This window comes from Caballeronia sp. LjRoot31 (assembly GCF_964253885.1).
Taxonomy (GTDB): Bacteria; Pseudomonadota; Gammaproteobacteria; order Burkholderiales; family Burkholderiaceae; genus Caballeronia.
On the sequence record NZ_CAXURX020000003.1, the window covers coordinates 65,243 to 90,088 of the forward strand.

The window sequence follows — 24,846 nt, forward strand, 5'->3', positions numbered from 1 at the left end:
CTGCGTGTCTCACATCCCGAGACCTCTAGAACACGCGGCCTTCAGTCAGATGCGTGGTATCGCCGTTCAATTGATAACCGCCGATCACTCGTGCCTTGTGCAACAACGGGTTGTGGCTGAAGATCGTACGCAGGTTGCGCCAGTGACGATCGAAATTGTGCACACGCGACGTGGCGGACGCGCCGCCCGCCTCGAACAAACGTTCTCCCGCATGCAACGCCAGCTTGCTCACCACCAACTGTGTCTTGGCCGTAGCCAGCGCGCCCTCCAACACCCATGCTTCGGCATCGTCAGCCTGAGCGCGAATGGCGTTGGCCGACCGGTCCAGTACGCGCGCATTCTGCTGCACCAACGCATCGATCGCGTGACTGTGTGCCGCAAGATCGCCCACCACCTGTTGAATGAAATGATCCTCGCGCGCCGATGCAGCCGGACTGTGAAGCACCGGCCGTCCATGCTTGAGCACGTAGTTTTCAGCATCTGCAAGAATGTTGCGGACTATGCCGGCGGCAACCGCGACCAAGTGGAGTTGCCGCAGCGCCCCGCCATGCCGCCCTGCCAGGGTCGTATTGCCGCGCGGCGCGACTTCGCTCGCATAGACCTGCACGTTGTCGAGAACCAGGCTGCCACTGGCGGTCATCCGCTGACCCATGCCGTCCCAGTCATCCAGTATCTGGATGCCCTCCCGAGTAACAGGAACGACGGCAACCACGGTGTTGCCGGTTTCATCCTGCACGTTGATGCGCGCATAGTCGGAAAATGCCGTTCCGGTCGAGTAGTATTTCTTGCCTGTCACGCGGTAGTTCTCGCCGTCACGTCGTAATATCGTGCCGATTTCACCCGGCCTCGATGTGCCGCGCTCGGTTGAAGCGCCTCCAAATATTGCTCCCTCCAGCAAGCGCTGGATCTGCGTGTCGTTGAACGCTGAACGCGGCGACAGAAGGAGCGACTCGGTCAGGTCGAAATGGATGCGCAACGCATGGGCTACGTTCGATTCCTCGGCAGCAAGGGTCGCGATTACATGAAAGAGGTCTTCCAGCGAGCCGCCCAGTCCGCCCCATTCGACCGGGAGTCGCAGCAAGCCCAGGCCGGACTTGCGAAACAGCGCGAAACCATCGAACGGCAATTCGCGCCTTGCCTCGCGCGCCGCCGCGTCCTCGCCTATTTCATGTGCCAACGCCGGCAGCGCGGCTAACGCCGCGTGCAGTCGCGACGTTGCGGGGACTTCAGAGGGTGCATTCATAATTTTTAATCCTTCTGGTAACTTACCGGGCTTACAACGCGCAGTCGGCAAGACGTCACCTGAACTGTTATCCCGAGAGTGGATCGCACTGTGACAGCGCAATAATGTAGTCGTGGGTTCACTGCGTCGCTCTATCGATTTCAGCTTTGCATATGCATTGTTCTGTGAAGACCAGCGTGATCCACGGGTTGCGCCGAATCGCCCGCGGTCACCCAGCGTCCGGCCAATTTAGATGGAGGTGTCGTGCCTTACGCCCTTGATGCCGTCGACGCTGAACGCCTTTGGGGTATTTCCCGACACTCATTGACTGAGCGACCTTAAAATAAAATCAACCACAGGTATCGCCTTCCTCGATCTCCAGGTGAATTCTCAGTCGGCCGACGTGTCCTCAAAACAAAGGAAACTATCTGATGTTCAGTGCAAAGTTCAGACGACTATTCATGCTGGCCATCGCGACCGCCATCGGCACATCGGCGGTAGTTGCTGCGCCGCTGCTGGTCATAGGCGACGGCGGTGTCCCCGCGTTCTACACCTGGACGGAGCAAGTGCCGCCAACGCCCGGGCAAATGCTGCGCACCGGGCAGTTGACGCCGCCGCAAAGCCTCGCCGAAGCCGGCCAGAATATCCGGATCCTGTATACGTCAACCGATGGTCTCGACAACCGCACCCCGATTGTCGTGTCCGGTGCGCTGTTTGTGCCGAAGGGAACGCCGCCGCAAGGCGGCTGGCCACTGATGGCGTGGGCGCACGGCACTGTCGGCAGCGCCGACGTGTGTGCGCCGTCGTTTGCTGGCCGCAGCGAACGGGACACGCGCTACCTGGATTACTGGCTCGCGCAGGGATACGCAATCGTCGCGACTGACTATCAAGGTCTAGGGACACCCGGCCTGCATCCGTACGGGCTCACACGCCCTCTCGCGTACGGCGTGCTCGACAGCATCCGCGCGGTTATCGGTGGCGGCTTCGACCTGTCGGCGCGGGTGGTTGTATTCGGGCAGTCGCAAGGTGGTCGCGCCGCGTTCGCGACGGCCGTCTATGCAAAGACCTATGCGCCCGAGCTGAACATTGTCGGCGTGGTAGCGACCGGCACGCCGTACGCGGCGGCCCATGAGCACGCGGATGACACGGAGCTGGCGAACGCACGCAAGTCAGTTGTCCCGACCTTCGCGTACGATATGCTGCGACTCAGCACCGCAACGCTGCTCGATCCGTCGTTCGTACCCGCTGACTATCTGAACGACCGCGCGATGCCGGCGTTCGAAACCAGTCAGCGAGCATGCTTGCACGCAATTGAGCAGAGGATCGTGGCAGACGGGCTCACGTTCGACAGCAGCTTCAAGCGCTCGCCGAAGCCGGCGCTCGCTGCGATCAACCGCGAAGCGGCGTACCCGACGCTGAAGTCGGACATCCCGATCTTTATCGGAACGGGCGGAAAGGATCGCGATGTGTTTGTGCCCGGCCAGGTCGCGCTCGTCACCAACGCATGCGAGGTTGGCGACAGAATCGAATGGCATGTATATCCGGGGCTTGACCATTCCGGAACCGTCAACGGCTCGCTTCCCGATTCCACGCAGTTTGTCGCAAGGGCATTTGCGGGCGAGCATATTATCGGCAATTGCGAATCCTTACCCAAGCTTTAGCGGGATTCATTCCCGAAGGGAGGCCCTATCGCTAACCGATGATGGCCTCCCAGCGTCACCACGGATGCCCGTTCACGGGTCTTGCTTCATCAGCAAAGCCGTTCGTCTTCGCGTTCCAGGCATAGCCGTGCGCCATACTGCGACAAAGCCCTGACCTGCATCAACTGCGCACAAACAGCGACAGCGATGGAAGCAGGCGCTTTATCCACGATCCCCTCCACGCCGATCGGGCAAGTCATCTCCGTCAATCGCCCGGGGTCCACACCTCGATCAGTTAACCGCCGCTCGAATTTCACGCGTTTCGTCTTCGATCCAATCATGCCGAAGTAAGCGAAATCGTTTCGTCGCATGATTCGGAACGCTAACGAAAAATCCAGCGAATGGTCATGCGTCATCACCAGAAAGCAGGCGCCGGCCGGCGCCGAATCGACAATCGCATCCGGCGTATCAGTCGCTTCGATCTGCACGTTGCCGGGCACTTCGTCGGGAAAAAGTTCGTCGCGTGCATCGACCCACTGGACCACGCAAGGCAGCATGCCCAGCAAGGTAACGAGTGCATGCCCGACGTGCCCCGCGCCAAACAGGACGATATGCGTCGGCGGCGAAGCCGGTGGCGTCGACAACCCGCGACGACGTCCGATAACAACAGATTCCTGGAGCATTTCCATAGCAAGCCTCGAATCAACGAGCTGCAGCCGCAGCCACTGCAGCGCGAACGGCGCCCACTGCTTTCAAGATTTCTTCGCTGGTCGCGGGTGCATTCAGCGGCGGATTCACGGTGTTATTGCCTACACTCGCCACTGCATCGCGGATCGCGAAGAACACTGAAAACGGCAGCAACAAGGGCGGTTCGCCGACAGCCTTCGACCGATGAATGCTGTCCTCCGCATTACGGTTCTTGAACAACCGGACGTCGAACACAGGCGGGCAATCATTGACGGTCGGGATCTTGTATGTGGATGGCGCATGGGTCATCAGCTTGCCGCCCGCGTTCCACCACAGTTCCTCGGTCGTCAGCCAGCCCATTCCCTGGATGAAACCGCCTTCGACCTGCCCCACATCCAAAGCCGGATTGAGCGACGCGCCCACGTCGTGCAATGCATCAGCGCGCAGCACGCGCATTTCGCCGGTCAGCGTGTCGATCACGACTTCGGAAACCGCCGCGCCATAAGAGTAGTAAGAGAACGGCCGACCCTGCATCTTCGACTGGTCCCAGTAGAGCTTAGGGGTCTTGTAGAAACCATCGGACCACAACTGCACCCGCGCGCGGTACGCCTGCATGATCACTTCGTCGAAAGGGATCGCCTTGTCGCCGACCACAATCCGGTCGTCGACAAAACGCACGTCGTGCGCATCGACCTGCCCCTCGCCATAGTGTTCCGCAGCCAGCGCCGCAAGCCGTTCGCGCAATTGCCGGGCGGCGTCCTGCGCCGCCTTGCCGTTCAGATCGCTGCCGGTCGACGCCGCGGTCGCCGACGTGTTCGCGACCTTGCTCGTGTCGGTCGCAGTGACCCGGACACGGTTGAAACGGATGCCGAGCTCGTGCGCGACTACCTGCGCGACCTTCGTATTGAGCCCCTGGCCCATCTCCGTGCCGCCGTGATTCACGAGCACCGAGCCGTCGGTATAAATGTGCACCAGTGCGCCGGCCTGGTTGAAGTGAGTCACATTGAACGCAATGCCGAACTTCACCGGCGTCAGCGCGAGCCCCTTTTTCAGCACATCGTTGTTCGCGTTGAATTCGCGCACAGCCTCGCGGCGAGCGCGGTAATTGCTGGTCGCTTCGAGCTCGTCAAGCAGTTCGTGGATCACGTTGTCTTCGACCGCCTGCCCGTACGGTGTCACGTTGTGCTCCGTCTTGCCGTACAAATTTCGGCGGCGCACATCGAGCGAATCGAGCCCCACCGAACGCGCGATGTTGTCGACAATGTATTCGATCGCAAACGCGCCCTGCGGTCCGCCAAAGCCGCGAAACGCCGTGTTCGACTGGGTGTTGGTCTTGCCGCAGAACCCGTCGATAGACACATGCGGCAGCCAGTACGCATTGTCGAAATGGCACAGCGCGCGGGTCATCACCGGACCTGAAAGGTCAGCCGAAAAACCGCAACGCGACGTCATGTCAACGGTCACGCCATCGATCAGGCCGCTGTCGTCATAGCCGACTTCGTACGTGTAGTGAAAATCGTGCCGCTTGCCGGTGACCATCATGTCGTCGTCGCGATCCGGACGCAATTTCACGGGGCACAGCAGCTTCCATGCAGCGAGCGCCGCACAACACGCGAACAGTCCCGATTGCGACTCCTTGCCGCCGAAGCCGCCACCCATCCGCCTGCATTCGACCAGCACGGTGTGCGACGCGACGTTGAGCATGTGCGCGACCATGTGCTGCATTTCCGACGGATGCTGCGTGGAGCACCACACGTGCATGCCATCGTCGTCCTTCGGCACCGCGTACGAAATCTGACCTTCCAGGTAAAACTGTTCCTGGCCGCCGAGCAGCATTTCACCGGTTTCGCGATGCGCGGCCCACGCGATCTTCGCACTGGCGTCGCCACGCGCGAGCTTCATTGGGGGCAGCACGTGCGCGTTGGCCGCGCGCGCCTGTTGCGTCGTGAGGATCGCCGGCAACTCGTCATACACGACCTCCGCCCGGCGCGCGGCGTGGCGGGCGATGTCGTGCGACATCGCGACGACAATGAACATCGGCTGACCGACGAACTGCACGACGCCATCGGCGAGGATCGGGTCGTCACCGTGGATGATGGGGCCGACATCATTCGCGCCGGGGATGTCGTCGGCAGTGAGGACGGCGACCACGCCGGGTGTCGCCCGCACGGCGTCGAACGACATCGATACGATCCTTGCATGCGCCTTCGCCGACAAACCCAGGGCCGCGTGCAGCGTGCCGGCGACCACCGGTATGTCGTCGGTGTAGCTCGCTCGGCCGCTGACGTGCAGATGCGCGGATTCGTGCGGGCGCGAAACGTGGACCTGCGCGAAGTCTGCTTCGAGGAGATCCTTTGCTTCCTTCATGTCCTTCAGGAACGGTTCGGCTTGCTGATTCATTCTGTTGTTCTCCGTGTCCTTTGAGGTTCAGGAAGCCGTCACTGCGCGTACGTCGAGCGCCGCTTTCGGCAACGGATTATTCGGACGTGTCTCGAGCCAGAATCGATGCAACGTGTTCTTCGCGGCTTCGAGCCGGTAGTCGCTCGACGCACGCATGTCGGACAACGGCGCGTAGTCCTTCGCGAGCGCGAGCATGGCTGCCTGCGCGGTGGCTTCGTGCCAGTCGGCATCGCGCAGCACGGCTTCTACATGCGTCGCGCGCTTGGGCGTTGCGGCCATTCCGCCGAACGCGATGCGTGGATCGCGAATCGTGTTGCCGTCGGCGATAAAAGAGAGCGCCGCGCATACCGCCGAGATATCCGAGTCGAAACGCTTCGACAACTTATAGGTGCGGAACTGCAGATTCACGCGCACGCCGGTGCGCGTCGGCACTTTCAACCCGAGGACAAATTCGTGCTCGGCCATGTCCTTCTTCTGATACGCGAGGTACAAGTCTTCGAGCGGCATCTCGCGCTCGACATCGTTTCCGCGAACGATCACGTGTGCGCCGAGTGCGATCAGGCCCGGCATGGAGTCGCCAATCGGTGAACCGTTCGCGATGTTGCCGCCGAGCGTGCCGGCGTTGCGGATCGGCAGCGACGCGAAGCGCTTCCACATTTCCTTCAGTTCGGGATAGTGCTTCGCGAGTTCTTCGTAGGCCCGCTCCACGGTGACACCCGCGCCAATTTCGATCCAGTCATTCGACGTTTCGATCTTCTGCAGCGCGCCGATTCGCCCGACGTAGACGATATCGCCCAGATCGCGCATCAGTTTCGTGACCCACAGGCCGATGTCGGTGCTGCCGGAGAGAATGCGCGTCGATGGTTTCACGGCCTTGATACGCGCGAGTTCATCGACGGTACGCGGCGCGTCGAAGCGCTGGCCCGCATGTTCGTAGCGGAACATGTCTTCGCGTTCGAGCGTAGCGAGCGTGCGGGACAACGCGGCGAGATTGACCGGCGCTTTGGGCGCGGGGACTTCGAACATCCGTACCGCTGCATCGACGATAGGCCGGTAGCCGGTACAGCGGCACAGGTTGCCGGTCAACGCGTCGGATATATCGGCGCGTGACGGTACGGTTTTGTGCGCGCACGAATGCTCGTGGCCGTGCTTTTCGTATAACGACCACATCGACATCACGAAACCGGGCGTGCAGAAGCCGCACTGCGAGCCGTGGCATTCGACCATCGCTTGCTGCACCGGATGCAGCGAACCGTCGGGCTGACGCAGGTCTTCGACGGTGAATAGCGCTTTGCCGTCGAGCGTCGGCAGAAACTGAATGCATGCGTTGACCGCCTTGAAGCTGATGCCGCCCGCTTCGTCTCGTTCGCCGAGAACGACCGTGCACGCGCCACAATCGCCTTCGGCGCAGCCTTCTTTCGTTCCAGTGCAGAGCGCGTCTTCGCGCAGGTACTGGAGGACGGTGCGCGTGACGGCTGCGTCGCTGACTTCGCGGATCGCGTTGCGGTGGTAAAAGCGGATGGGCTGGCTCATGTCTCGATGCTCGCGTTGGTTTGCGTTATTGCTCTGCAGGTAGGTGTAGCGTCCCGCGGCTTTTTTCCGGCTGGCCTGACCGCCGACGCAGTAACGGTTCGAAAAGTATCACTGTCAATATTTGGAACCCATAGCGGGGGAGATATGCGCGTCATATCGCTGCGGCGATAAGTCACGGGCTGCGCGGAGGGTTGGGGTATATCGACGCGTCTTTCTGGGTGGACGCCGCTCAACGGAAACCGTCGGGATCTCGCGGTCCGCGCGATCGGCAAAGCTGTCGTGATGAATCCAGGGACGCATTTGGGCGCTGTCGTCGACATTCCGGCCACCCTGCCGCCCATGCCGTCATGCGCCATCACCGCTTTTGCTATATTCCCTGTTTTCTCTGGCAATCTTTAAATCATGCGAGTCGGCCGTCCGGTTCAAGCTCTGCCTCATCCGAATTGCGACTATTGCGGCGCAAAGGCGACGCTTGTGCGGCCCGGAGAGGCGGCTTACCCCTATCAGGACGGACACGGACCGCTATGGCTATGCGCACCGTGCGAGGCCTGGATCGGGATATTCGCACGCAGTACTCGCAACCTCCCGCTCGGCCGGCTGGCGAATGCCGAATTGCGGGAATGGAAAGCGAAACTCCACGCCGCGCTGGAACCCATGGCTGAGGCAAAGGCCAGGCGCGACGGCGTGAGCATCTTCGAGGCAAGATCAAAGGGCTATAAGTGGCTGGCGGGGGAACTGAAGATAGAGCCAAAAGCCTGCAACATCAATTTGCTGGCCCTTGAGCAATGCAAGGCGGCTGTCGGCGTAATCGAAGAATTCGAACAAAATCGCCGGACTGCCACCCCTTCAGAATAACCGCGACCTGTACGTTAACCTGTGGACAACTCTCCTGACAACTCCATGGCCCGTACCCTACCGTTTAACCGCAGCGCGCAAGCAACGCGTGTCCGCCTGTCCAAAATGCAGCTTCTTCCGATGCCCAGGGCGGAGGCGGACACACTTTCATTGCACGCTCATTGCGCGCTGCAGGCGCTGCGCGACGGCACCGGATGGATGGCCGGAACCCAGTCCCTTGCAGAAGTCCTGATCCTGACGGCGTACGTCACCGAGGCGGGATACGGGCACATCACCCGCGAGGCGTGGCTGCAGGGCGAGATAGCGATTAACGCCGCGTTTGCGCAAGGCCAGGCCACGGGCGTCTGGAAACTGGACGACGCAAGCTGCCAGCAGCTCGCCGGCATCGTGTGCGTGCACGATGCGCAACTCCACAACGCCCCATTGGGCGTACTCGCCGCGGCCAGCGAGCGGCTTGAGCGCCTTAAAGCTGGCGAAGCGGACCCGATGCCAAAACTAAAGAGGGCGTGAACGGAAAAATCTGTCTGGCCTTCCTGGACTCGCTCCGAATTTCCCTTGAAGCTGCCTACCGGATTCGCCGCGCCACCCATAAGCCAATTGCCTTGTCCGCACGAGCGGGTTTCCACGGTGTCAAAACTTCACAACACTGCATGCGTCATTCGTGAAATAAAGTGACATGGGTCATAGCAAAATGATTAAATTGATCCGGCTGCTCCCGATGTGACCGGACTTGCACCGCCTGCGGAGAGTCGTCTTGTTGTGCATTGGCATCTGTGAAGATCGGCAGAAGACGCGCCGGTCAAATCTAGCGAGAGCACTATGTCGCCTTGGTTAGCCGTCGCCTTAGGCGCTGGAGTTTTCAGCGCAGTCGTCAACGTGGCTTGCAATGCGGTTGCTCGCAAGCGCAGCTCAACGCGCAGCGCCACCGAGCGTGTCCATGCCGGTCGTCATACCGCATTGGCTACGGCCATCGTCCTCGAAGAGTTTGCCCACCGCTGTCAGGTGACCATCGATCGCGCAGAACGCAGAGACCTGTCAGAGCAGCGGCATGTGCAGTTGGGCGACATAGAGATACCGCCTTTTGCGTTTTCCAATGACATCCAGTGGCGCGATCTCGACGCCGGAAAGGCATCGTACCTTCGGGCCTTCAGCGCCGATCAAACGCATAACGCCGAGCGGATCCAGTCGAATGACCGATGCTCGAATGTTGACGAGTTCGCCGCCTACATCAAAGGGCATTGCGCTGAATTCGGACGACGCGCATGGCTGATGGCAGTTGAACTGCGCGAAGAAAACGAATTGGGCGCGGTCAAGGACCACGACTACCTGATCGAGTTCGACGCAGCACTCAGCCGATACACGGCATGGGAACAGCGCCATAAAGTCCGCAACGAAAGAGCCCCCGCTCCTTCACACGTGACTCAAAGTCCGCACCGTTCTGGAAACAGAGGAAGGGGACTCGCCGTGGGCGGCTCGGCGTAGGTCTACGTTTGTCGCTGGTGATCATGCATAGGCTGCGTTTGGTGTTGCCGTGTGCGGACCTCAACAGCCTGTAAGGACAGACAGGCTTTCCCCATATTCTCACCAGTTGCCGGGAGCCATTCACTCCGTTCGCGCCATATCGCGCAATCATACTGTTTCGAATTTCTGATTCGCATGCCGAATTCAACCACTGATGCATAACGTACGGGGCAACCGATGACTGCCGCCGGGAAACGACGACCTTGATAAAGTGGTTTCGGATTCTTCATCGCACAATCTACGCGACACCCCCGGCAACGTACCAGAGCCGCCTTGACTGGGTCTAAACGAGATTCTATAGTGTCGACACTATGAATCCGACTCTACTCTTTCAGCTATCCAGGCAGGATCCATGACGGACACCACGGAGCTCGAACCGGCGATTCCGTCATCGGCGCGCTTGTCTTCACTCGATGCCGGATCTAGTACGTCGCCGTCTGCGAATGAAGGCAGCGCATCGGCTGGATGGTCCCTCACTCCCGAAACCGCAGTTCGCGACCGGCGCGCCCTGGTGCTGATGAGCGTGCGCAACGCGGACGACCGGCCGCCACTGGCGCGGAAGATCTTCGACGACGTGGTACTCGACATCGTCGAAGGGAGGCTGGCGCCTGGCGACGGGGTGAATTCCGTTGAACTGGCGCGCCGGTTCGGCACTAGCCGCACGCCGGTCCGAGAAGCGCTCGCTGAGCTTGAGCGCCAGGGGATTGTCGTTGTCCCGCAGCGCCGACGACCCTACATCGCGCCCGTCACCCTCAAGCAAGTGAAAGACATCTATGACCTGCGTGCCTGTCTGTTTTCGCTCGTCAGCGAGCTTATCGTCGACACTTGCCCAACCGAACGCCTCGCGGAACTCTGGAAATGGCAAGCGGCCCTTGAGGACGACGTCGCGCGCGGGTTGACTGACAACTACTTCTGGCACAACGTCGGATTCCGGTTGATCGAGGCACAACTCGCGGGCAACGAAGAGTTATTGCGCAGCATCGGCGCACTCGGTGTGCGCACGCTGCAATTTCGTCATTTCAGCCTCGCGCAGCCCGGTCGACTGCAACGTTCAGTACAGGACCATCGACGTTTGCTCGTCGCGTATGAAGAACGGGACAAGGTCACGGCAGTGAGCATGACCCGCGCGCTGATCATGGCCGGTTTCCGGACCATCGAACGGTCCGGCTTTCTGAACGCGTCGCGATCGTTACCTGCGGACGGCGCCACCGACTAACGGCAGCCGGCGAAACGCCGCCGCTACGCAAGATCTCACTTGCCCCGTAACAGATGTGCCGCATCGCCGGGCTTCGCAACCGCCTTGGCTGGTCCAGGCGCGTCCCGTTTGTTCCCCTTTCGCACTGCACGGCGAAGCGCGAAGACGATCTGCAAGAGGACGAGGAGCGTGGATATGCCGATAAACACGGCACTGATCGGGTGTGACAGAAATATGGTCATGTCGCCGCGCGAGAGCAGCAGCGAACGGCGAAAGTTTTCCTCGACAAGCGGACCCAGCACAAAGCCGAGCAGGATCGGCGCCACCGGAAAATCGAGGGCGAGTAGCACCGCGCCTACCACGCCGAACACCAGCACCTCGCCCACTTCGAACAGACTGTTGTTCGTGCTATATACGCCGACGGCGATAAAAAATAGCGCAGCCGGATACAGATAGCGATACGGCACCTGCAGGAACTTCACCCAGATACCGATCAGCGGGACATTGAGCACGACCAGCAGAACATTGCCGACCCAGAAGCTCGCAATGAGGCCCCAGAAGAGGTCCGCATGTTCCGTGATGAGCTGTGGCCCCGGCTGGATACCCTGTATCAGCAGCGCGCCGAGAATCAGCGCCATCACGGGATCACCGGGAATGCCGAGGCTCATCGTCGGAATGAAATCGACTTGTGTCTTCGAATGCGAAGCGGCTTCGGGCGCCGCTACGCCTTCCAGCGCACCATGCCCGAAACGCTCAGGTGTACTGGATATTTTCTTTTCCACTGCATACGCCAGGAACGTCGTAATGGTGGGCCCTGTACCAGGCATTGCGCCGAACAGCGTACCAATCAGCGTACCGCGGACCATTGGAAAAAATGCCTGCTTAAGCTCGCCCCTGCTAGGACGCATGTCGCGCAGTCGAAGCTTGATGCCGCTCCCTGTCACTTGCATGCGGTTCACGTTGCGCAGGAATTCCGCCACGCCGAATAGCCCCAGCGCGAGCGCCACAAGCTCAATGCCGCTCGATAGCTGGTACATGCCGTACGTGTAGCGCATGACCCCCGAATTTACATCGGTGCCGACAACGCCGAGCAACAACCCCAAGACCGTCATCGAGCCACCTTTGAGCGGGGAGCCGCGCGACATCGTGCCGCCGGCCAGTAGCCCGAGCAGCATGATCGAGAAGAGCTCGACCGGACCGAACTTGAAGGCCACCTTGACCAGCAAGGGCGACGCGAAAACCATCACGAGGATGCCGACCGACGCCGCGAAAAACGACGAGATGATCGTCACGCCCAGTGCGGTTCCGCCCTTGCCGCTCTTTGTCAACGGATAGCCGTCGAGGCAGGTCACTGCATGCGGGGGATGGCACGGCAGATTCAGCAAGATCGCGCCGATTGCACCGCCATATTGCGATCCGTAGAAAATGCCAGCCAGCATCAGAATGGCCGGGATCGGATGCATGGTGTAGGTCAGTGGCAGCAGGACCGAAATCGCCGACAACGGTCCCATGCCGGGCAACACGCCGATCAGGTTGCCCATCAGGACACCGAAAAATGACCACATCAGGTTGTGAATTTCCAGTGCGACACCAAAGCCGTGCCACAGGTCGAGCAAAGACTGTCCGATCATCGCCTAGCCCCACGAAAACAGAGGGAACTGCAACTGCAACGCCCACCAGAAGACCACGACCGCGATCACGCCCATTGCAGCGGCAAGGACAAACGCGCTTTTCCATGTGTTCTGGCGGTCACCGAGCGCGGAGATGAATACCACCGCGCATGTCGCCGGCACCAGGCCGCCGTACTTTCCCAGGATCACGAACGCAGCAATACCGGCTAGGATGCAGCCCCAGGCGGCCCATTCCGGCGCGGGTCGTACCCCGTCGTCGCGGGGTGCGGCGGACAGCTTCGTGACCATGACGATGGAAATGCCAGCGAGCATGAGGATCGTGCCGAGCGCGACCGGGAAAAAGCCCGGGCCCATATCGGTAAGCGTGCCGATCGTGTAGGACGCGCCCTGCGCGCTCGCGCCAAGTCCAAGCAGGAACATCAACCCGCCAGCGAAATAATCTCTGGGAATACCCGTTACCGCTTTTAACATGCGTGTCTCCGTTTTAGTCACCAGCGCTGGACAACGCGCTGCTTCGCCAGTTGTCAGCGGGCGATCGCCGCCTGTCTTTCGAGCCGCTGACAGCCCGCAATCAGCGGCAATACATACGGCCAGAACGGACCGCGAAGTGCGGCAATTACTTTCGGTCCGCGCCCGGCCTTGTTCCCATGAAGCTGCCGTACTTCGCTTGGCAGGCAGCCTTGCTCAACGACATTTCATGCAGCGATACCTTCAGCTCGCGAACCTCATGAGCGCGGTACGCAGCGAAGCACTTTCTACCACCGCCATATGCCTTACCGCAGGCCAGCGCTCGAAGCGTGCGCCAGGAATCCCTTGCGCAATTGCCTCGCCCATCGACGGCGGCGTCGCATAGTCTTCTTCGCCTGTGACGACGAGCGTCGGCGTGTCGATCGAACCGAGCCTTTGCCTCACGTCGAGCGCACCCATCGCGAGACAGGCCTGCGCATGCGCCTCGCGCTTCGTTTCAGTGAAGATGTCACAGACATGTTTCACGATTTCTGGATGGGCCGCCCGAAAAGCATCGCTAAACCAGCGCTCAGTCTGAAACGGCAACTGTTCCTCACGCGTTTTGCTCCGTGCCGACTGCGCCCGCTCGCCCCAGGTCGCCACCGCGTTTTCGCCATACCAAGCGGTCGTATCGCACAACATCAGGCGATCCAGCCGCGCGCCATACCGGCACGCGAACGTCATCGCGACCGAGCCGCCCATCGACATGCCGAGCATATGACAGCGTTCGATTCCGAGTGCGTCAAGCAGATCGCGAAGATCGGTGGCCATGTCGTCGATGGAAAAAGCGCTGCCGTCCCAGTGGCTCTCGCCATGACCTCGCAAATCCGGCATGACCAGATCGTGGCCCGGCAGAAGCTCTGTGAGAAAAGGCTCCCACAGACGGCCTCCCAGCGCGAGCGGATGAACGAGGACGAAAGGCGTGCCGCTTCCGGCCCTCCGATACGCAAGCTGTCCCCAAGCCATGTTGATGCGTTCAATTTTCAGCAAGTCGGCACCCGGTTGTTTGAACAAGGTCTTGGCGCGTTGTGAGGTATCTACGCGAATCCAAAATTTAGCGTTAGTGTCGACACTATAGGTACTGATCTTTGGTGCGTCAAGAAACCTTTCCGGGCGACAAACGAGACGATGACATCGTGCAACATCGTAAAAACCCTTATAAACGGCTACTACCTGTATGTAATAGGCATAAACAACCAGTTCAGATATGCATGTAAAGCCTTGACATCAGCTAACCGCAGACCTAAAGTGTCGACACAATGCAATGTAATTAAAAAATTAAAAGTGCGGCGGAACGGCCGGACGAGACCAGACAGATAAGGATGGAGGAACAGCGAATGTCACATCAGGATAGTTTTTCGGCGCAGGCGGGAACCGCAGGATCTGTTTCTGACGACCCGAAAGTGTCGTCACTTCAGCAAGACCCGAAAGCGACGAATCAACCTGGACAGCGCGGCGCAGAAACCCTGCCGACCGGCCCGACCGAAGCGCTCGCGAGCCTCGCCGCCGGGCTGAAATGGGAGGCATTGCGTCCCCAGGTAATCGAACGCACGAAAGATCTCGTGCTCGACCACCTCGGTGTCGCGCTTTACGGCACTCAACTGCCATGGACACAGAAAATACGCGAGTTCGTATTAAGCGAAGGAGGACGCGAGCAAAGCACGATCTACGGCTCACACCGCGTCCCTGCGCGCTCAGCCGCACTGGTCAATGGGGCGGCCGCCCACGCGATTGAGCTCGACGACACGCACGACGAATCGTTGAGTCATCCCGGCAGTGTCGTCTTGCCGGCGGCATTCGCGATGGCCGAAGCGCTCGATCGCAGCGGCACCGAATTTCTGACGGCAGTGGTCGCGGCCTACGAAGTGCATGGTCGCATCGGGGCCGCGCTCGGCAACGATCTGCTCCGCCGCGGCTTTCATCCACCCTGTGTCGGTGGCGTATATGGCGCTGTCACCGCGGCCGGCCTTCTGCTCAATCTCGATGCCGCCACGCTCGTCAGCGCATACGGTTCCGGCGCATCGATGAACGGCGGCACCATGCAGTTCGCCGAAGACCCGGCCGGGACCATGATCAAGCGCCTGCATACCGGGCTGCCGGCAGAGCGCGGCATTCTCGCCGCGAGACTGGCCGCAGACGGATTCCTTGGACCGAAGGAAGCCATTGAAGGACGTTACGGTTTCGCCAAAATGTTTGCTGGACGAAGCGGCGATCTCGATCGCATGACTCAGGATTCCGGTGGACGTTTCGAAATCGAGCGGATGACGATCAAGCTGTACGCGTGCTGCAAGCTCTTCCATTCAATGATCGAGGCCATGATGAACTGCCGCGCCGAGCGACCGTTCACCGCCGATGAAGTCGTTGCGATCGAGCCGTTCGGCCCGCGCTTCATGATCGACACGCATATGGTTTACCGCCCGGAATCCACCATGGCCGCGCAGTACAGCCTGCCGTACACATGCGCGGCCGTGATCCTGCTCGATCCCACTCATCCGGATTCTTTCGCGGACGACGCGATCGGCCGCGCAGACGTGCTGCGTCTCGCCGATCTCGTCAAACCGGTGATCGATCCCGAACTCGAATCGATTTTTCCCCGCAAGGTCGCGGGTGGCGTGCGGATACGGCTGCGCAACGGCGAGGAACTCACGAGCACCGTCATCGAGTCGCGCAGTTCGCCAGACCGCCCGATTAGCAGGGAAGACGTCCAGGCGAAGTTCCGCAGCCTCACAGTCAGCGTACTGCCAGCCCAACGTCAGCAGCAGATCATCGACATGGTTGCAAACCTTGAACGACTTGACTCGATTCGCGAACTCACGTCGTTACTGGAAGGTGGTTCGTCACGGTAGGCGCACAGACTGTATCCACGCTCTTCCGGAGTGCCACCCGCACGCGCGGAACATCGCCGCGATTGGCACCTTGGACGACCGGACCCTGTCGCCTCTGCAGAGCGATCAACGCCGTGCAAGATAAGGAATCCGAATACCATGCTGAAGTCATGTTTCGCAATCGTGGGCCGGCTCTGCATCGGTCTGCTCGCGACCGTTGCGACGGTCACCGCTTATGCCGAGCAGCCCTACCCGACTCACGCAGTTCATCTGGTCGTGCCGTTCCCGCCGGGCGGCGGGAACGACGTCCTGGGGCGCCTGTTCAGCCAGAAGCTGGCTATGCTCTGGAAACAACCGGTGATCGTAGACAATCGTCCCGGCGGCAATACCATCATTGGCGCGGAAGTGGTGGCGAAGTCGACGCCTGACGGATATACGTTACTGCTGACATCGAGTTCACACGTCATCATCCCGAGCCTGTTGAAACTGCCGTACGACGCAATCAAGGACTTCTCACCGATTGGGACATTAAGCAGTTCTGAGCTTGTGCTGGTCGTGCACCCTTCTGTGCCCGCCAACTCGCTTAAGGAACTCATCGCACTCGCCAAGGCGAAGCCGGGTCAACTCAATTACGCCTCGGGCGGACTCGGCGATCCAAACCATCTCGCGGGCGAGCTGTTCGACAACATGGCCGGTGTCAAGATGGTTTCGATTCAGTACAAGGGCGGCGGTCCTGCGCTGACAGATCTGATCGGTGGTCAGGTGCAACTGTTCTTCGTGGCCGCGCCCGCCGTGCTGCCTTATATCAAGGCCGGCAATCTGAGGGCGCTCGCCATTTCCGGCGATCACCGGCTTGCCACCGCTCCGCAAATTCCCACATTCGCAGAGTCGGGCCTCCCCAATTTCAATGTGCGCCAGTGGTACGGCATTCTGGCGCCCGCCCATACGCCCAAAGAGGTCGTCGACAGGATTTCTGCCGACATCGCCAAGGTGCAGGCAATGCCTGACATAAAGAAAGCGCTTGCTGATCAGGGGATGGAGGTGCTGACCACATCCCCCGCCCAGTTCGGCGGCTTGATGAGTTCCGATCTCGCCAGGTACACGCAAATCGTCAAGACATCAAACCTCAAGCCCACTCAATAGCATCACGGGCGCATCGGACAACGCCGTCGCCCGCGTCGCTTCATCAGGTTCATCACTCACCGCGTTATGGAGACCAGCAACATGTCATATCTAGGAAGGTTTCAGGATCAGGTCGTGTTCATCACTGGCGGCGGCGGCGGTATCGGCAAGGCAGCGGCGTTGAGGTTAAGCAGCGAAGGCGCCCGCGTCGCAATTTCCGACTACAGCCCGGAACTCGCCGAAGCTGCCGTGCAGGAAGTCAAGGCGCAAGGCGGGACTGCCATTGCACTGACGGTCGACGTCGGCTCCCAACAGGCAGTGGAAGATGCCGTCAAAACGACGATCCGCGAGTTTGGCCGCCTTGATGTGATGGTCTGCGGCGCCGGGATTCGCACAAGCAAACCGCTGTCGGTGCTTGATTCCACTACCGAAGAGTGGAACAAGGTTCTCGAAGTAAATCTGCTGGGTGCGTTCTATCCGGCCCGCGCCGCTGCCCAGCACATGGCAGACGCGGGCAAGGGCAGCATCGTGACGATCTCGTCGATCAATGCGTTGCGGGCCGCGCCGGGCTCGGTCGCATACAACTCCGCCAAGGCTGCAGTGATCTCGATGACGCAGACGTTCGCGATCGAACTGGCGCGGCGCGGTGTCCGGATCAACACGGTAGCGCCGGCTCAGATCGACACGCCGCTTACCGCGGCGATCACCAGCGAGAAACGGAAGATCCGCGAAGAAGGTATTCCGCTCGGCCGCTTCGGCAAGCCCGAAGAAGTCGCAGCCGCAATCGCCTTCCTCGCGTCGGATGACGCTTCGTTTATTACCGGCCACACACTGCTCGTGGACGGCGGACGATATGTCATGCAACACAAGTTCGGCTTCCCCTTTCCCGCTTGATTGCACGGCGAAGTGAACGAGGTCGTCAAACACGATCGAGACTGGCACGCCAATTCGCTTGCGCGGGTCGGCACGTGTGCCTCACGACATTTCTTGGGACATGACAAAATGGCAGATTCCGAGCGTAACGAATTCATCCGATGGGCACGCAGCGCGTGCCATCCCCTCCTGAGCGCCGACGCAAAGACCGGCACCGTCGACCTCGAGCCGCTCCGGGCAATCGTCGGAAACGCGAGCATCGTCGGTCTGGGCGAGAGCTGGCACAGCAGCGGCCAGTTGCTGGCGATGAAAAACCAGCTAGTGCACGCCCTCGTCGATCATTTCGGCTTCAACGTAATTGTCTTTGAAGGCGGGGTTCCTGGCTCGACCGACGTCGATGCCTATCTGCGCGGCGACGCCACGAGTGCCATAGCAGCGCTACGCAAATTCGGCCAGCCAATGTGGCTGAATCCGCAGACAGTGGAAATCATGGAATCGCTGCGGGCGCGAAATACCTCGCGTGCAGCAAAAGACCAGATTCGTGCGTTTGGCGTCGACCCCGCCTATCCCGGTGCGGCGATTGGATCTGTGTTGTCGTTTCTCGACCGCGTCGAGCCTGACTATCGCGTGCCCTATCGCGATCTGCTTCTAACCATCGAGCACGCGTTACTGGCCGTGCCGCTGGACAGCGCAGCGAAATCGGCCGTATGGGGCTCGACCGGTGTCTACGAAAGCCTGAATCCCACCGACAAGGAACAGTTTCGCTTTGCCTGCACCGAGCTTGTCGCGCAACTGGAACAGAACCGCTGTGCTTATTCGTTCCGGACTTCGGCTGCGGAATTCGAATGGGCGCTTCGCCAGGTCGTCGTCTTGCTGCAGGCGCATGGCATCGTGAGCATACGGTCCCAATCGTTGACAGAGGCGAACCGGGTGCGCGACGCCGCGTTCGCCGAGAATCTTGTATGGATGCGCGGCCAGTCTCAGGGCGCTATCAAGATCATCGTGCTTGCCCACAACATACACATCGCGCGCGAGCCGTTTCGCTCCGCTCCCGATGGCCCGCCCATTAGATCGATGGGCGGCTATCTGTCGGACTGGCTGGGCAATGACTATGTGGCCATCGGCAGCACGGTCGGACGCGGTCGTAACGGTGCCGAACCGGATGCAGGACTCGCCGGGGTACCAACGACGGATTCTGACAGGCAGGCATCGGCCGACGCAAGCAACGACGCAGCACTGGAAGAAGTCGGTCTCGGGCAATTCATGCTGCCGCTACGCGGCGCGCCGGCGTGGGCATCGACTGGACGCACCACGCGTTCGCATCTTGATCCTCAGCCGGAATACGCGCTTTCCAGGTCATTCGATGCAATTGCCTACGTCGACAGAATTACCCGAAGCGACCCGGTGAACGCCTAGCGCCTTTCTTTTCCCCTCTACCGGAAAACGTAGTCGCTGAAGAAGAACATCAATTCGATTGAAACCAGTGTATTTGTAATAAATAGTATATCTAACTATCTAAATCGCTTAAAAAAGAATTTGTACCTCAGGAGACCCTCATGAAAAAGTCGATTCTCTCGGTAGCGACGCTCGGCGCGTTTTGCAGCGTCGCTCATGCACAGAGCAGCGTCACGCTGTACGGCCTGATCGATGAAGGCGTGACGTTCGCGACGAACGCAGGCGGTCATCAGCAATATGCAATGTCGAGTGGCGAACTGCATGGCACGCGATGGGGTTTGCGCGGAACGGAAGACCTTGGCGGAGGGCTGAGTGCGATCTTCACGTTGGAGAATGGCTTCGATCTCGGCACGGGGAAAGCCGGCCAGGGCGGCCTCGAATGGGGGCGCCAGGCGTTTGTCGGTCTCTCCAGTCCGGTGGGCACCATCACGTTCGGACGCCAATATGACTCAGTGGTCGATTACATGACGCCGCTCTCCTCGGGCAGCCTGTGGGGTGGTTACCTGACTTCACACCCGGGCGATCTCGACAACACGATCAATACCCAGCGCACCAACAATGCGATCAAGTACAAGAGCCTGAACTACAGCGGCTTTACTTTCGAAGGTGTGTATTCGCTTGGCGGTGTTGCGGGGAACTTCACGCAGAACCAGATCTTCTCCCTGGGAGCCGGTTACGTGGGGCATTCGCTTAACGTGGGAGTCGCATACCTGAACATTCGCAGTCCCAACACCTCGTTCTTTGGCAACAGCGTCGCGACGCTAACAGCAGGTGTAAACAACGAAACATCGCCTGTTTATAGCGGCTTCGCATCCGCTCATACACAACAGATCATCGCTGCGGGCGGCGCCTACACATTGGGCTCCGCAACGCTGGGGATCCTCTATACCAACACCAAATATGAAAGCCTGAGCGGCGTCGCCAACGCCCTCAATCCCGCGGGGTCATCGGGCACGGTTACGTTGAACGACATTGAAGTGAACCTGAAGTATCAGTTCACGCCAGCGGTCTATGCCGGTGTGACCTACAACTACACCGATGCAAGTTCTATCGACGGAAAAAGCGGAGCGAAATACAACCAGCTCGGACTGGCCGCCCACTATCTGTTGTCGAAGAGAACCGATCTATACGTCATCGGCGTCTATCAGAAGGCATCCGGAACCCAATCGAATGGAGGGACCGCCGTTGCGTCGATCACGACGCTTACGCCATCGACCACCGATCATCAAGGTGCGGTCCGGGTCGGCATCTGTCACACGTTCTGAAAGTCGCACGCATCGGCTGTTTGCCGCTTAACGGGCCTGGTTGCATGCAGCGCTTTATTGACACGGAGAGAGGACATGGCGAGAGGCACCGGATACTGGCGCAATACGATTAAAAACACGCAGTCGCAGCGGCAGAAGACGTACGGATTCCCGTGGAGAGTTCCATCATGAAAGCGGACCCGCAACTTATTGCCGCGTTCGCACCGACCGGTACGCTACGGGCGTCCATCAATGTGGGCAATCGCGTGCTCGCGGGCATAAAACCGGACGCCGCACAACCTTACGGGGTATCAGTCGACCTGAGCGTCGCGCTTGCCGCGCATCTCGGCGTACCGGTGGAGTTGTTGGTCGTCGATGCCGCTGCCAAGTCAGTGCAGGCTGTCGCCGAAGAGCATGCCGACGTGGGCTTCTTTGCGATCGATCCACTCCGAGAGGTGGATATAGCGTTTACCGCGGCTTATGTGCTGATCGAGGGGAGTTACCTCGTGCGCGATGACTCGTCGATAACACGCAACGATCAGGTCGACAGATTGAACAACCGGATTGCAGTCGGAGAAGGGAGTGCATACGACCTGTATCTCACGCGCGAATTGCGCCATGCAAGCCTTGTTCGGGTTGCCACGTCGGCCGAAGTCGTCGCGACTTTTCTGCAGCACAACCTCGAAGTCGCGGCAAGCGTGCGGCAGCAACTTCAATACGATGTCAAACCCGGACTGCGTGTGCTCGATGGCAGGTTCATGATCATCCGGCAGGCAATGGGTATACCGAAATGTCGGGGCGAAGCGGCAACTAATTTTCTACGGGACTTCGTCGAGGAGATGAAGCGATCCGGGTTTGTTGAACAGGCGTTGATCCGGCATGGGGTCTTCGGCGCTTCGGTCGCTCCGGGGACACTCGACGACGAACCGAAAATACGCAACCCACCGCCCTGAAGCAGGGAAAACCGGCGAATGACGCGTGACGTCTCGCCACCTCATCGGGTCACCGCTCGCCGGCTGCGGGAAATCCCGCTCCGCTTCTGAAAACGTATTTTCGCCGCACGTCAGCCCGCGTAAACCCGTCAGCGTGAATCCATTTACGCCAAACTTTTCTATCTTTCAGTTGAGATCTGTAAGGACAGTCCCCACTTCGTGGGCGAAACAAGTTCTCTTCCGTTTTGGGTGAGTGAATCTATCGTTCTGGTCGATTGCTCGCTCGCCTCGACAATGGCAAGTAGGCGGGTTTAGCGCAACTGTCGATCGTGCTCATTCACAACCCGCGTCAAGTCATCAACGAGGGGTTCCCTGATCGTCCGATGGGCCCTTTCTTTGCCTCGCTGCAGCGTAAGCGCGAGACCATCCTCCGTTCGACGGTGAATGTCCTGGACCTCTCATGGCTGGATGAGGCAATCTTCTGGCGCATGACGGAGCCCAGCCTGTGGTGCATCCGTTTGGCGCAGACGGCTCGCGATACGACTACGAACATCTCCCCAAGACCTCACCGGACCGGCGGACGATCCGTATAGAAGTCTCGCTGGCGAACTGCGCTGGGTGGCTGGCTTCGCGAAAGACCCGACCCCGTTCGGCGAATTCCTGTGGGCGGATTTCCTGCGTTCACGCGTCGCGGAGAGCAAGATCCGCAAGAGCTTTGCGAAGGCGACCGATCGTGCGAAAGCTGTCGCGCATTCGCTAGAGGCACTGTATCTGCCGGGCGGGTCCGGGTTGATCGAAAGCTGCCGGTGAGCAGACCTGCGTCGGCACCGCGCGGGTGGGTGGGTGCAATTTCATCGATAGACGGAATGCAAGCGCCCCGTTACCTGCTGGTTTGAACGGTCGCCCACCGAACGACGACCGCGAACGAAGGCCGCGTCAGAAACATAATTCGGCGCAGTATGGTTTCAAGCAAAAATGCGACAATCACGCATCATTCGTCTGAACCCACGAGTCCGATTACGGAACTGAAAGTATCTGGGGTGTCGTTAGTTTGCCGATCTTCCTGCGTACATGATTCCTCCTGAGTTCGCCGCACCCCTTCTTCGTCAAATAGAAAGCTGATTTCCGAAATGCATACACCCATGAAGCTTTCACGTCGCGCAGTGCTTGGCCGCGGCCTCGCCGTTCCCTTAAGCCTGAGTCTGTCGCCATTTATGGCGCTCCGGTCTGAAATCGCTAACGCCGCCACATCCTCGCTAGCCATCGTGATGAATTCCGGCGAAGCCAGTGTCTCGGTCATCGACATGGCGTCGCACAAAGTGGTTCGTACCTTACCCACGCTGCGCGAGCCGAGTCACTGGGCACTTTCCCAGGACCGCAACAAACTCTATATAGCCGACGCGAGCGGCAATGCGTTATTCATCGTCGATCCGCATACCGGTACCGCGCTCGGTCACAAGGTCATTGCCGATCCTTACCAACTTGGCTTTACGCCGGATCATCGTTACCTCGTTGTCAACGCGCTTCGACTCGATTATGTCGATGTTTATCACGCTGACGACCTGAGCCTCGCCAAGCGTTTCTCACCCGGCTCCATGCCGAGCCATCTGGATTTCTCGCCGGACTCGCGGTGGAGCTTCAATTCCATGCAAGGGTCGGGAACACTTGTCTCGTTCGACCTGACCACCATGGCGATACGGTGGAAGTCGAAGGTGGGTTCAACCCCGGCCGGCGTGCTGTGGCATAACGGCAAGGTGCTTGTCTGCGTCATGGGTAGCGATCACGTGGCGGAGGTCGATCCGGTTACGGGTGACGTGCTGCGACGAGTCAAGACGGGAGTTGGTCCGCACAATATTTTCCTCTCGCCGGACGGCAGCACGCTCTACGTGTCCAACCGTATCGGCGGCTCCCTGGTCGCCCTCGACCCCACCACCTTTGCGATACAACGCACGTATCCGTTCCACGCGGGCGGACCGGACGACATCGGCATTGCACCGGATGGCAAGCTATGGGTTACGTTGCGCTTTCGCGAACAGGTCGCGGTGCTGGACCCCAAAAGCGGCGCTTACGAGACTATCGATGTGGGACGCTCGCCGCATGGCATTTTCCTTAGTTCAGAATTGAGCCGTAAGGGTCCAATCACTGCGGAAGCTTTGTAAAGAACGCCATGCTGATATTCCTCGACAGGTTGTTCAACGCTTTGGCCGGCGAGATCGATCAGTACCTCGTCCTGCCGCTGCTGTATCACTTCGGCTGGATGCAGTGGGAAGAGCTGTCTTTCGACTGGGTACTCGTGTGCGTGTATGGGATGTTCGCTGTCGTCGTCACCTATGCCGTGTGCTGGCCGCTGGAAGCACTTTTTCCGATCGAGCACTGGAAAGATCGAAAAACGGTGATGACAGACGCGTTCTATACGGTGCTCAATCGCGTCGGTGTATTGCCGGTCGTCAGCTTCCTGCTGTTCTATCAGGTGCAGGTGTGGGTCAACGGATTCGTGGTCGACCATGGCTATATCCCGCCAACGCTGGAGACTGTCGTACCGGCGCTGCTCGGACACCCGATCATCACGTTCTTCGCATACGCGCTGATTCTCGACTGCGCGGACTACTGGCGTCACCGCCTGTCGCACTCATGGCGCGGCTGGTACGCATTGCATGCGCTGCATCACGCGCAACGGCAGATGAGCTTCTGGTCCGACGACCGCAACCACCTGCTGGACGATCTTGTTGCGGCAATCTGGTTTGGCGTGGTCGGTCTGGCGATTGGTATTCCGCCGCTGCAATTTCCGCTGCTGTTCCTGTTCATGCGCTTCGTCGAAAGCCTGAGTCACGCCAATATCCGCATGTCCTTTGGCTGGCTTGGTGACAGGCTGCTTGTCTCGCCGCGCTTTCACCGCCTGCATCATGGACTGCGTGCGGCTGGCCGTAACTCCTGCAATTACGGCGCTGTTTTCCCGATCTGGGACATCGTGTTTCGCACGGCCGACTTCTCGGCGGAGTATCCCCCCACCGGAGACCGGCGCGCGCCTGAGTCGATGGCAAGTGGCGGTTACTTCGCCCAGCAACTGGGCGGTTTGCAGTTTTTCCTCGATGAAATCCGGCAGCCATCGAAAAAAGCGCGCCGCAGTTCTTGATGGCGTTGGCACGGCCGCGTGCGCAGCCCGGCATCTGATAACCGATGCCGGGCTGCGGGTACTACGACGAG

At 59.8% G+C, this 24,846-nt stretch carries 20 protein-coding genes and 1 pseudogene; 14 read left to right on the plus strand and 7 right to left on the minus strand.

Going from position 1 to position 24,846, the window contains the following annotated elements:
* Positions 1-25: 25 nt before the first annotated feature.
* Positions 26-1,243 (minus strand): acyl-CoA dehydrogenase family protein, encoded by a 1,218-nt coding sequence (locus tag ACSQ8V_RS29065; RefSeq protein ID WP_436208069.1) that lies wholly within the window; start codon positions 1,241-1,243, stop codon positions 26-28.
* A 410-nt stretch (positions 1,244-1,653) separates the two neighbouring features.
* Here ACSQ8V_RS29065 and ACSQ8V_RS29070 point away from each other — a divergent pair, with 410 nt between their 5' ends.
* The gene (locus ACSQ8V_RS29070; protein ID WP_436208070.1) at positions 1,654-2,883 is read left to right on the plus strand and encodes a lipase family protein; all 1,230 of its coding nucleotides are present in this window, start codon (positions 1,654-1,656) and stop codon (positions 2,881-2,883) included.
* An 89-nt stretch (positions 2,884-2,972) separates the two neighbouring features.
* On the opposite strand, the gene xdhC is transcribed toward ACSQ8V_RS29070, so the two are convergent.
* Genes xdhC through xdhA form a run of 3 tightly spaced genes read right to left on the minus strand, consistent with a single transcriptional unit; the run spans position 2,973 to position 7,482 of the window.
* Positions 2,973-3,545, minus strand: a complete 573-nt coding sequence (gene xdhC / locus ACSQ8V_RS29075; protein ID WP_436209208.1) for a xanthine dehydrogenase accessory protein XdhC — start codon at positions 3,543-3,545, stop codon at positions 2,973-2,975.
* A 19-nt stretch (positions 3,546-3,564) separates the two neighbouring features.
* On the minus strand, positions 3,565-5,949 hold the full coding sequence (xdhB, locus tag ACSQ8V_RS29080) for a xanthine dehydrogenase molybdopterin binding subunit (protein ID WP_436208071.1): 2,385 nt from the start codon (positions 5,947-5,949) through the stop codon (positions 3,565-3,567).
* Positions 5,950-5,976: 27 nt separating this feature from the next.
* A complete protein-coding gene (xdhA, locus tag ACSQ8V_RS29085) occupies positions 5,977-7,482 on the minus strand; it encodes a xanthine dehydrogenase small subunit (RefSeq protein WP_436208072.1) in 1,506 nt (501 codons plus the stop codon).
* Positions 7,483-7,884: 402 nt separating this feature from the next.
* On the opposite strand from xdhA, the gene ACSQ8V_RS29090 reads away from it, so the two are divergent.
* The 4 genes from ACSQ8V_RS29090 to ACSQ8V_RS29105 all read left to right on the plus strand — a co-directional run bounded on the left by ACSQ8V_RS29090 (position 7,885) and on the right by ACSQ8V_RS29105 (position 11,074).
* On the plus strand, positions 7,885-8,337 hold the full coding sequence (locus ACSQ8V_RS29090) for a zinc-finger-containing protein (RefSeq protein ID WP_436208073.1): 453 nt from the start codon (positions 7,885-7,887) through the stop codon (positions 8,335-8,337).
* Between the two features lie 45 nt (positions 8,338-8,382).
* On the plus strand, positions 8,383-8,847 hold the full coding sequence (locus ACSQ8V_RS29095) for a hypothetical protein (RefSeq protein ID WP_436208074.1): 465 nt from the start codon (positions 8,383-8,385) through the stop codon (positions 8,845-8,847).
* A gap of 366 nt (positions 8,848-9,213) precedes the next feature.
* Positions 9,214-9,819 (plus strand): hypothetical protein, encoded by a 606-nt coding sequence (locus tag ACSQ8V_RS29100; RefSeq protein WP_436208075.1) that lies wholly within the window; start codon positions 9,214-9,216, stop codon positions 9,817-9,819.
* Between the two features lie 391 nt (positions 9,820-10,210).
* Complete coding sequence (locus ACSQ8V_RS29105; protein ID WP_436208076.1) at positions 10,211-11,074, plus strand: GntR family transcriptional regulator; 864 nt, start codon at positions 10,211-10,213, stop codon at positions 11,072-11,074.
* Positions 11,075-11,109: 35 nt separating this feature from the next.
* Here the strand turns inward: ACSQ8V_RS29105 and ACSQ8V_RS29110 are convergent, their stop codons facing one another.
* The 3 genes from ACSQ8V_RS29110 to ACSQ8V_RS29120 form a co-directional block, all read right to left on the minus strand.
* Complete coding sequence (locus ACSQ8V_RS29110) at positions 11,110-12,684, minus strand: tripartite tricarboxylate transporter permease (RefSeq protein WP_436208077.1); 1,575 nt, start codon at positions 12,682-12,684, stop codon at positions 11,110-11,112.
* Positions 12,685-12,687: 3 nt separating this feature from the next.
* Complete coding sequence (locus ACSQ8V_RS29115; protein WP_436208078.1) at positions 12,688-13,155, minus strand: tripartite tricarboxylate transporter TctB family protein; 468 nt, start codon at positions 13,153-13,155, stop codon at positions 12,688-12,690.
* Between the two features lie 240 nt (positions 13,156-13,395).
* On the minus strand, positions 13,396-14,205 hold the full coding sequence (locus ACSQ8V_RS29120; protein ID WP_436208079.1) for an alpha/beta fold hydrolase: 810 nt from the start codon (positions 14,203-14,205) through the stop codon (positions 13,396-13,398).
* A 323-nt stretch (positions 14,206-14,528) separates the two neighbouring features.
* On the opposite strand from ACSQ8V_RS29120, the gene ACSQ8V_RS29125 reads away from it, so the two are divergent.
* From ACSQ8V_RS29125 to ACSQ8V_RS29165, 9 genes and pseudogenes are all read left to right on the plus strand, one after another.
* Complete coding sequence (locus tag ACSQ8V_RS29125) at positions 14,529-16,037, plus strand: MmgE/PrpD family protein (RefSeq protein WP_436208080.1); 1,509 nt, start codon at positions 14,529-14,531, stop codon at positions 16,035-16,037.
* Positions 16,038-16,175: 138 nt separating this feature from the next.
* The gene (locus ACSQ8V_RS29130) at positions 16,176-17,159 is read left to right on the plus strand and encodes a tripartite tricarboxylate transporter substrate binding protein (RefSeq protein ID WP_436208081.1); all 984 of its coding nucleotides are present in this window, start codon (positions 16,176-16,178) and stop codon (positions 17,157-17,159) included.
* An 81-nt stretch (positions 17,160-17,240) separates the two neighbouring features.
* Positions 17,241-18,032, plus strand: a complete 792-nt coding sequence (locus ACSQ8V_RS29135; RefSeq protein ID WP_436208082.1) for an SDR family NAD(P)-dependent oxidoreductase — start codon at positions 17,241-17,243, stop codon at positions 18,030-18,032.
* 108 nt (positions 18,033-18,140) lie between these two features.
* The gene (locus ACSQ8V_RS29140; protein ID WP_436208083.1) at positions 18,141-19,427 is read left to right on the plus strand and encodes an erythromycin esterase family protein; all 1,287 of its coding nucleotides are present in this window, start codon (positions 18,141-18,143) and stop codon (positions 19,425-19,427) included.
* 140 nt (positions 19,428-19,567) lie between these two features.
* Positions 19,568-20,731 carry a porin gene (locus ACSQ8V_RS29145; RefSeq protein ID WP_436208084.1) on the plus strand — a complete coding sequence of 388 codons (1,164 nt, stop codon included), beginning with the start codon at positions 19,568-19,570 and terminating at the stop codon, positions 20,729-20,731.
* A gap of 167 nt (positions 20,732-20,898) precedes the next feature.
* Positions 20,899-21,663 (plus strand): ABC transporter substrate-binding protein, encoded by a 765-nt coding sequence (locus ACSQ8V_RS29150; RefSeq protein ID WP_436208085.1) that lies wholly within the window; start codon positions 20,899-20,901, stop codon positions 21,661-21,663.
* A gap of 431 nt (positions 21,664-22,094) precedes the next feature.
* A pseudogene (locus tag ACSQ8V_RS29155) lies at positions 22,095-22,452 on the plus strand (ParB-like protein); the annotation flags it as partial.
* A 332-nt stretch (positions 22,453-22,784) separates the two neighbouring features.
* Positions 22,785-23,801 (plus strand): YncE family protein, encoded by a 1,017-nt coding sequence (locus ACSQ8V_RS29160; RefSeq protein ID WP_436208086.1) that lies wholly within the window; start codon positions 22,785-22,787, stop codon positions 23,799-23,801.
* A gap of 8 nt (positions 23,802-23,809) precedes the next feature.
* A complete protein-coding gene (locus ACSQ8V_RS29165) occupies positions 23,810-24,775 on the plus strand; it encodes a sterol desaturase family protein (RefSeq protein ID WP_213763823.1) in 966 nt (321 codons plus the stop codon).
* Positions 24,776-24,846 lie beyond the last annotated feature (71 nt).

Coding starts and splice junctions, on each gene's coding strand:
- ACSQ8V_RS29065 (WP_436208069.1), bottom strand. CDS start 1,243: ATGAATGCACCCTCTGAAGTCCCCGCAACGTCGCGACTGCACGCGGCG.
- ACSQ8V_RS29070 (WP_436208070.1), top strand. CDS start 1,654: ATGTTCAGTGCAAAGTTCAGACGACTATTCATGCTGGCCATCGCGACC.
- xdhC (WP_436209208.1), bottom strand. CDS start 3,545: ATGCTCCAGGAATCTGTTGTTATCGGACGTCGTCGCGGGTTGTCGACG.
- xdhB (WP_436208071.1), bottom strand. CDS start 5,949: ATGAATCAGCAAGCCGAACCGTTCCTGAAGGACATGAAGGAAGCAAAG.
- xdhA (WP_436208072.1), bottom strand. CDS start 7,482: ATGAGCCAGCCCATCCGCTTTTACCACCGCAACGCGATCCGCGAAGTC.
- ACSQ8V_RS29090 (WP_436208073.1), top strand. CDS start 7,885: ATGCGAGTCGGCCGTCCGGTTCAAGCTCTGCCTCATCCGAATTGCGAC.
- ACSQ8V_RS29095 (WP_436208074.1), top strand. CDS start 8,383: ATGGCCCGTACCCTACCGTTTAACCGCAGCGCGCAAGCAACGCGTGTC.
- ACSQ8V_RS29105 (WP_436208076.1), top strand. CDS start 10,211: ATGACGGACACCACGGAGCTCGAACCGGCGATTCCGTCATCGGCGCGC.
- ACSQ8V_RS29110 (WP_436208077.1), bottom strand. CDS start 12,684: ATGATCGGACAGTCTTTGCTCGACCTGTGGCACGGCTTTGGTGTCGCA.
- ACSQ8V_RS29115 (WP_436208078.1), bottom strand. CDS start 13,155: ATGTTAAAAGCGGTAACGGGTATTCCCAGAGATTATTTCGCTGGCGGG.
- ACSQ8V_RS29125 (WP_436208080.1), top strand. CDS start 14,529: ATGTCACATCAGGATAGTTTTTCGGCGCAGGCGGGAACCGCAGGATCT.
- ACSQ8V_RS29130 (WP_436208081.1), top strand. CDS start 16,176: ATGCTGAAGTCATGTTTCGCAATCGTGGGCCGGCTCTGCATCGGTCTG.
- ACSQ8V_RS29135 (WP_436208082.1), top strand. CDS start 17,241: ATGTCATATCTAGGAAGGTTTCAGGATCAGGTCGTGTTCATCACTGGC.
- ACSQ8V_RS29140 (WP_436208083.1), top strand. CDS start 18,141: ATGGCAGATTCCGAGCGTAACGAATTCATCCGATGGGCACGCAGCGCG.
- ACSQ8V_RS29145 (WP_436208084.1), top strand. CDS start 19,568: ATGAAAAAGTCGATTCTCTCGGTAGCGACGCTCGGCGCGTTTTGCAGC.
- ACSQ8V_RS29150 (WP_436208085.1), top strand. CDS start 20,899: ATGAAAGCGGACCCGCAACTTATTGCCGCGTTCGCACCGACCGGTACG.
- ACSQ8V_RS29160 (WP_436208086.1), top strand. CDS start 22,785: ATGAAGCTTTCACGTCGCGCAGTGCTTGGCCGCGGCCTCGCCGTTCCC.
- ACSQ8V_RS29165 (WP_213763823.1), top strand. CDS start 23,810: ATGCTGATATTCCTCGACAGGTTGTTCAACGCTTTGGCCGGCGAGATC.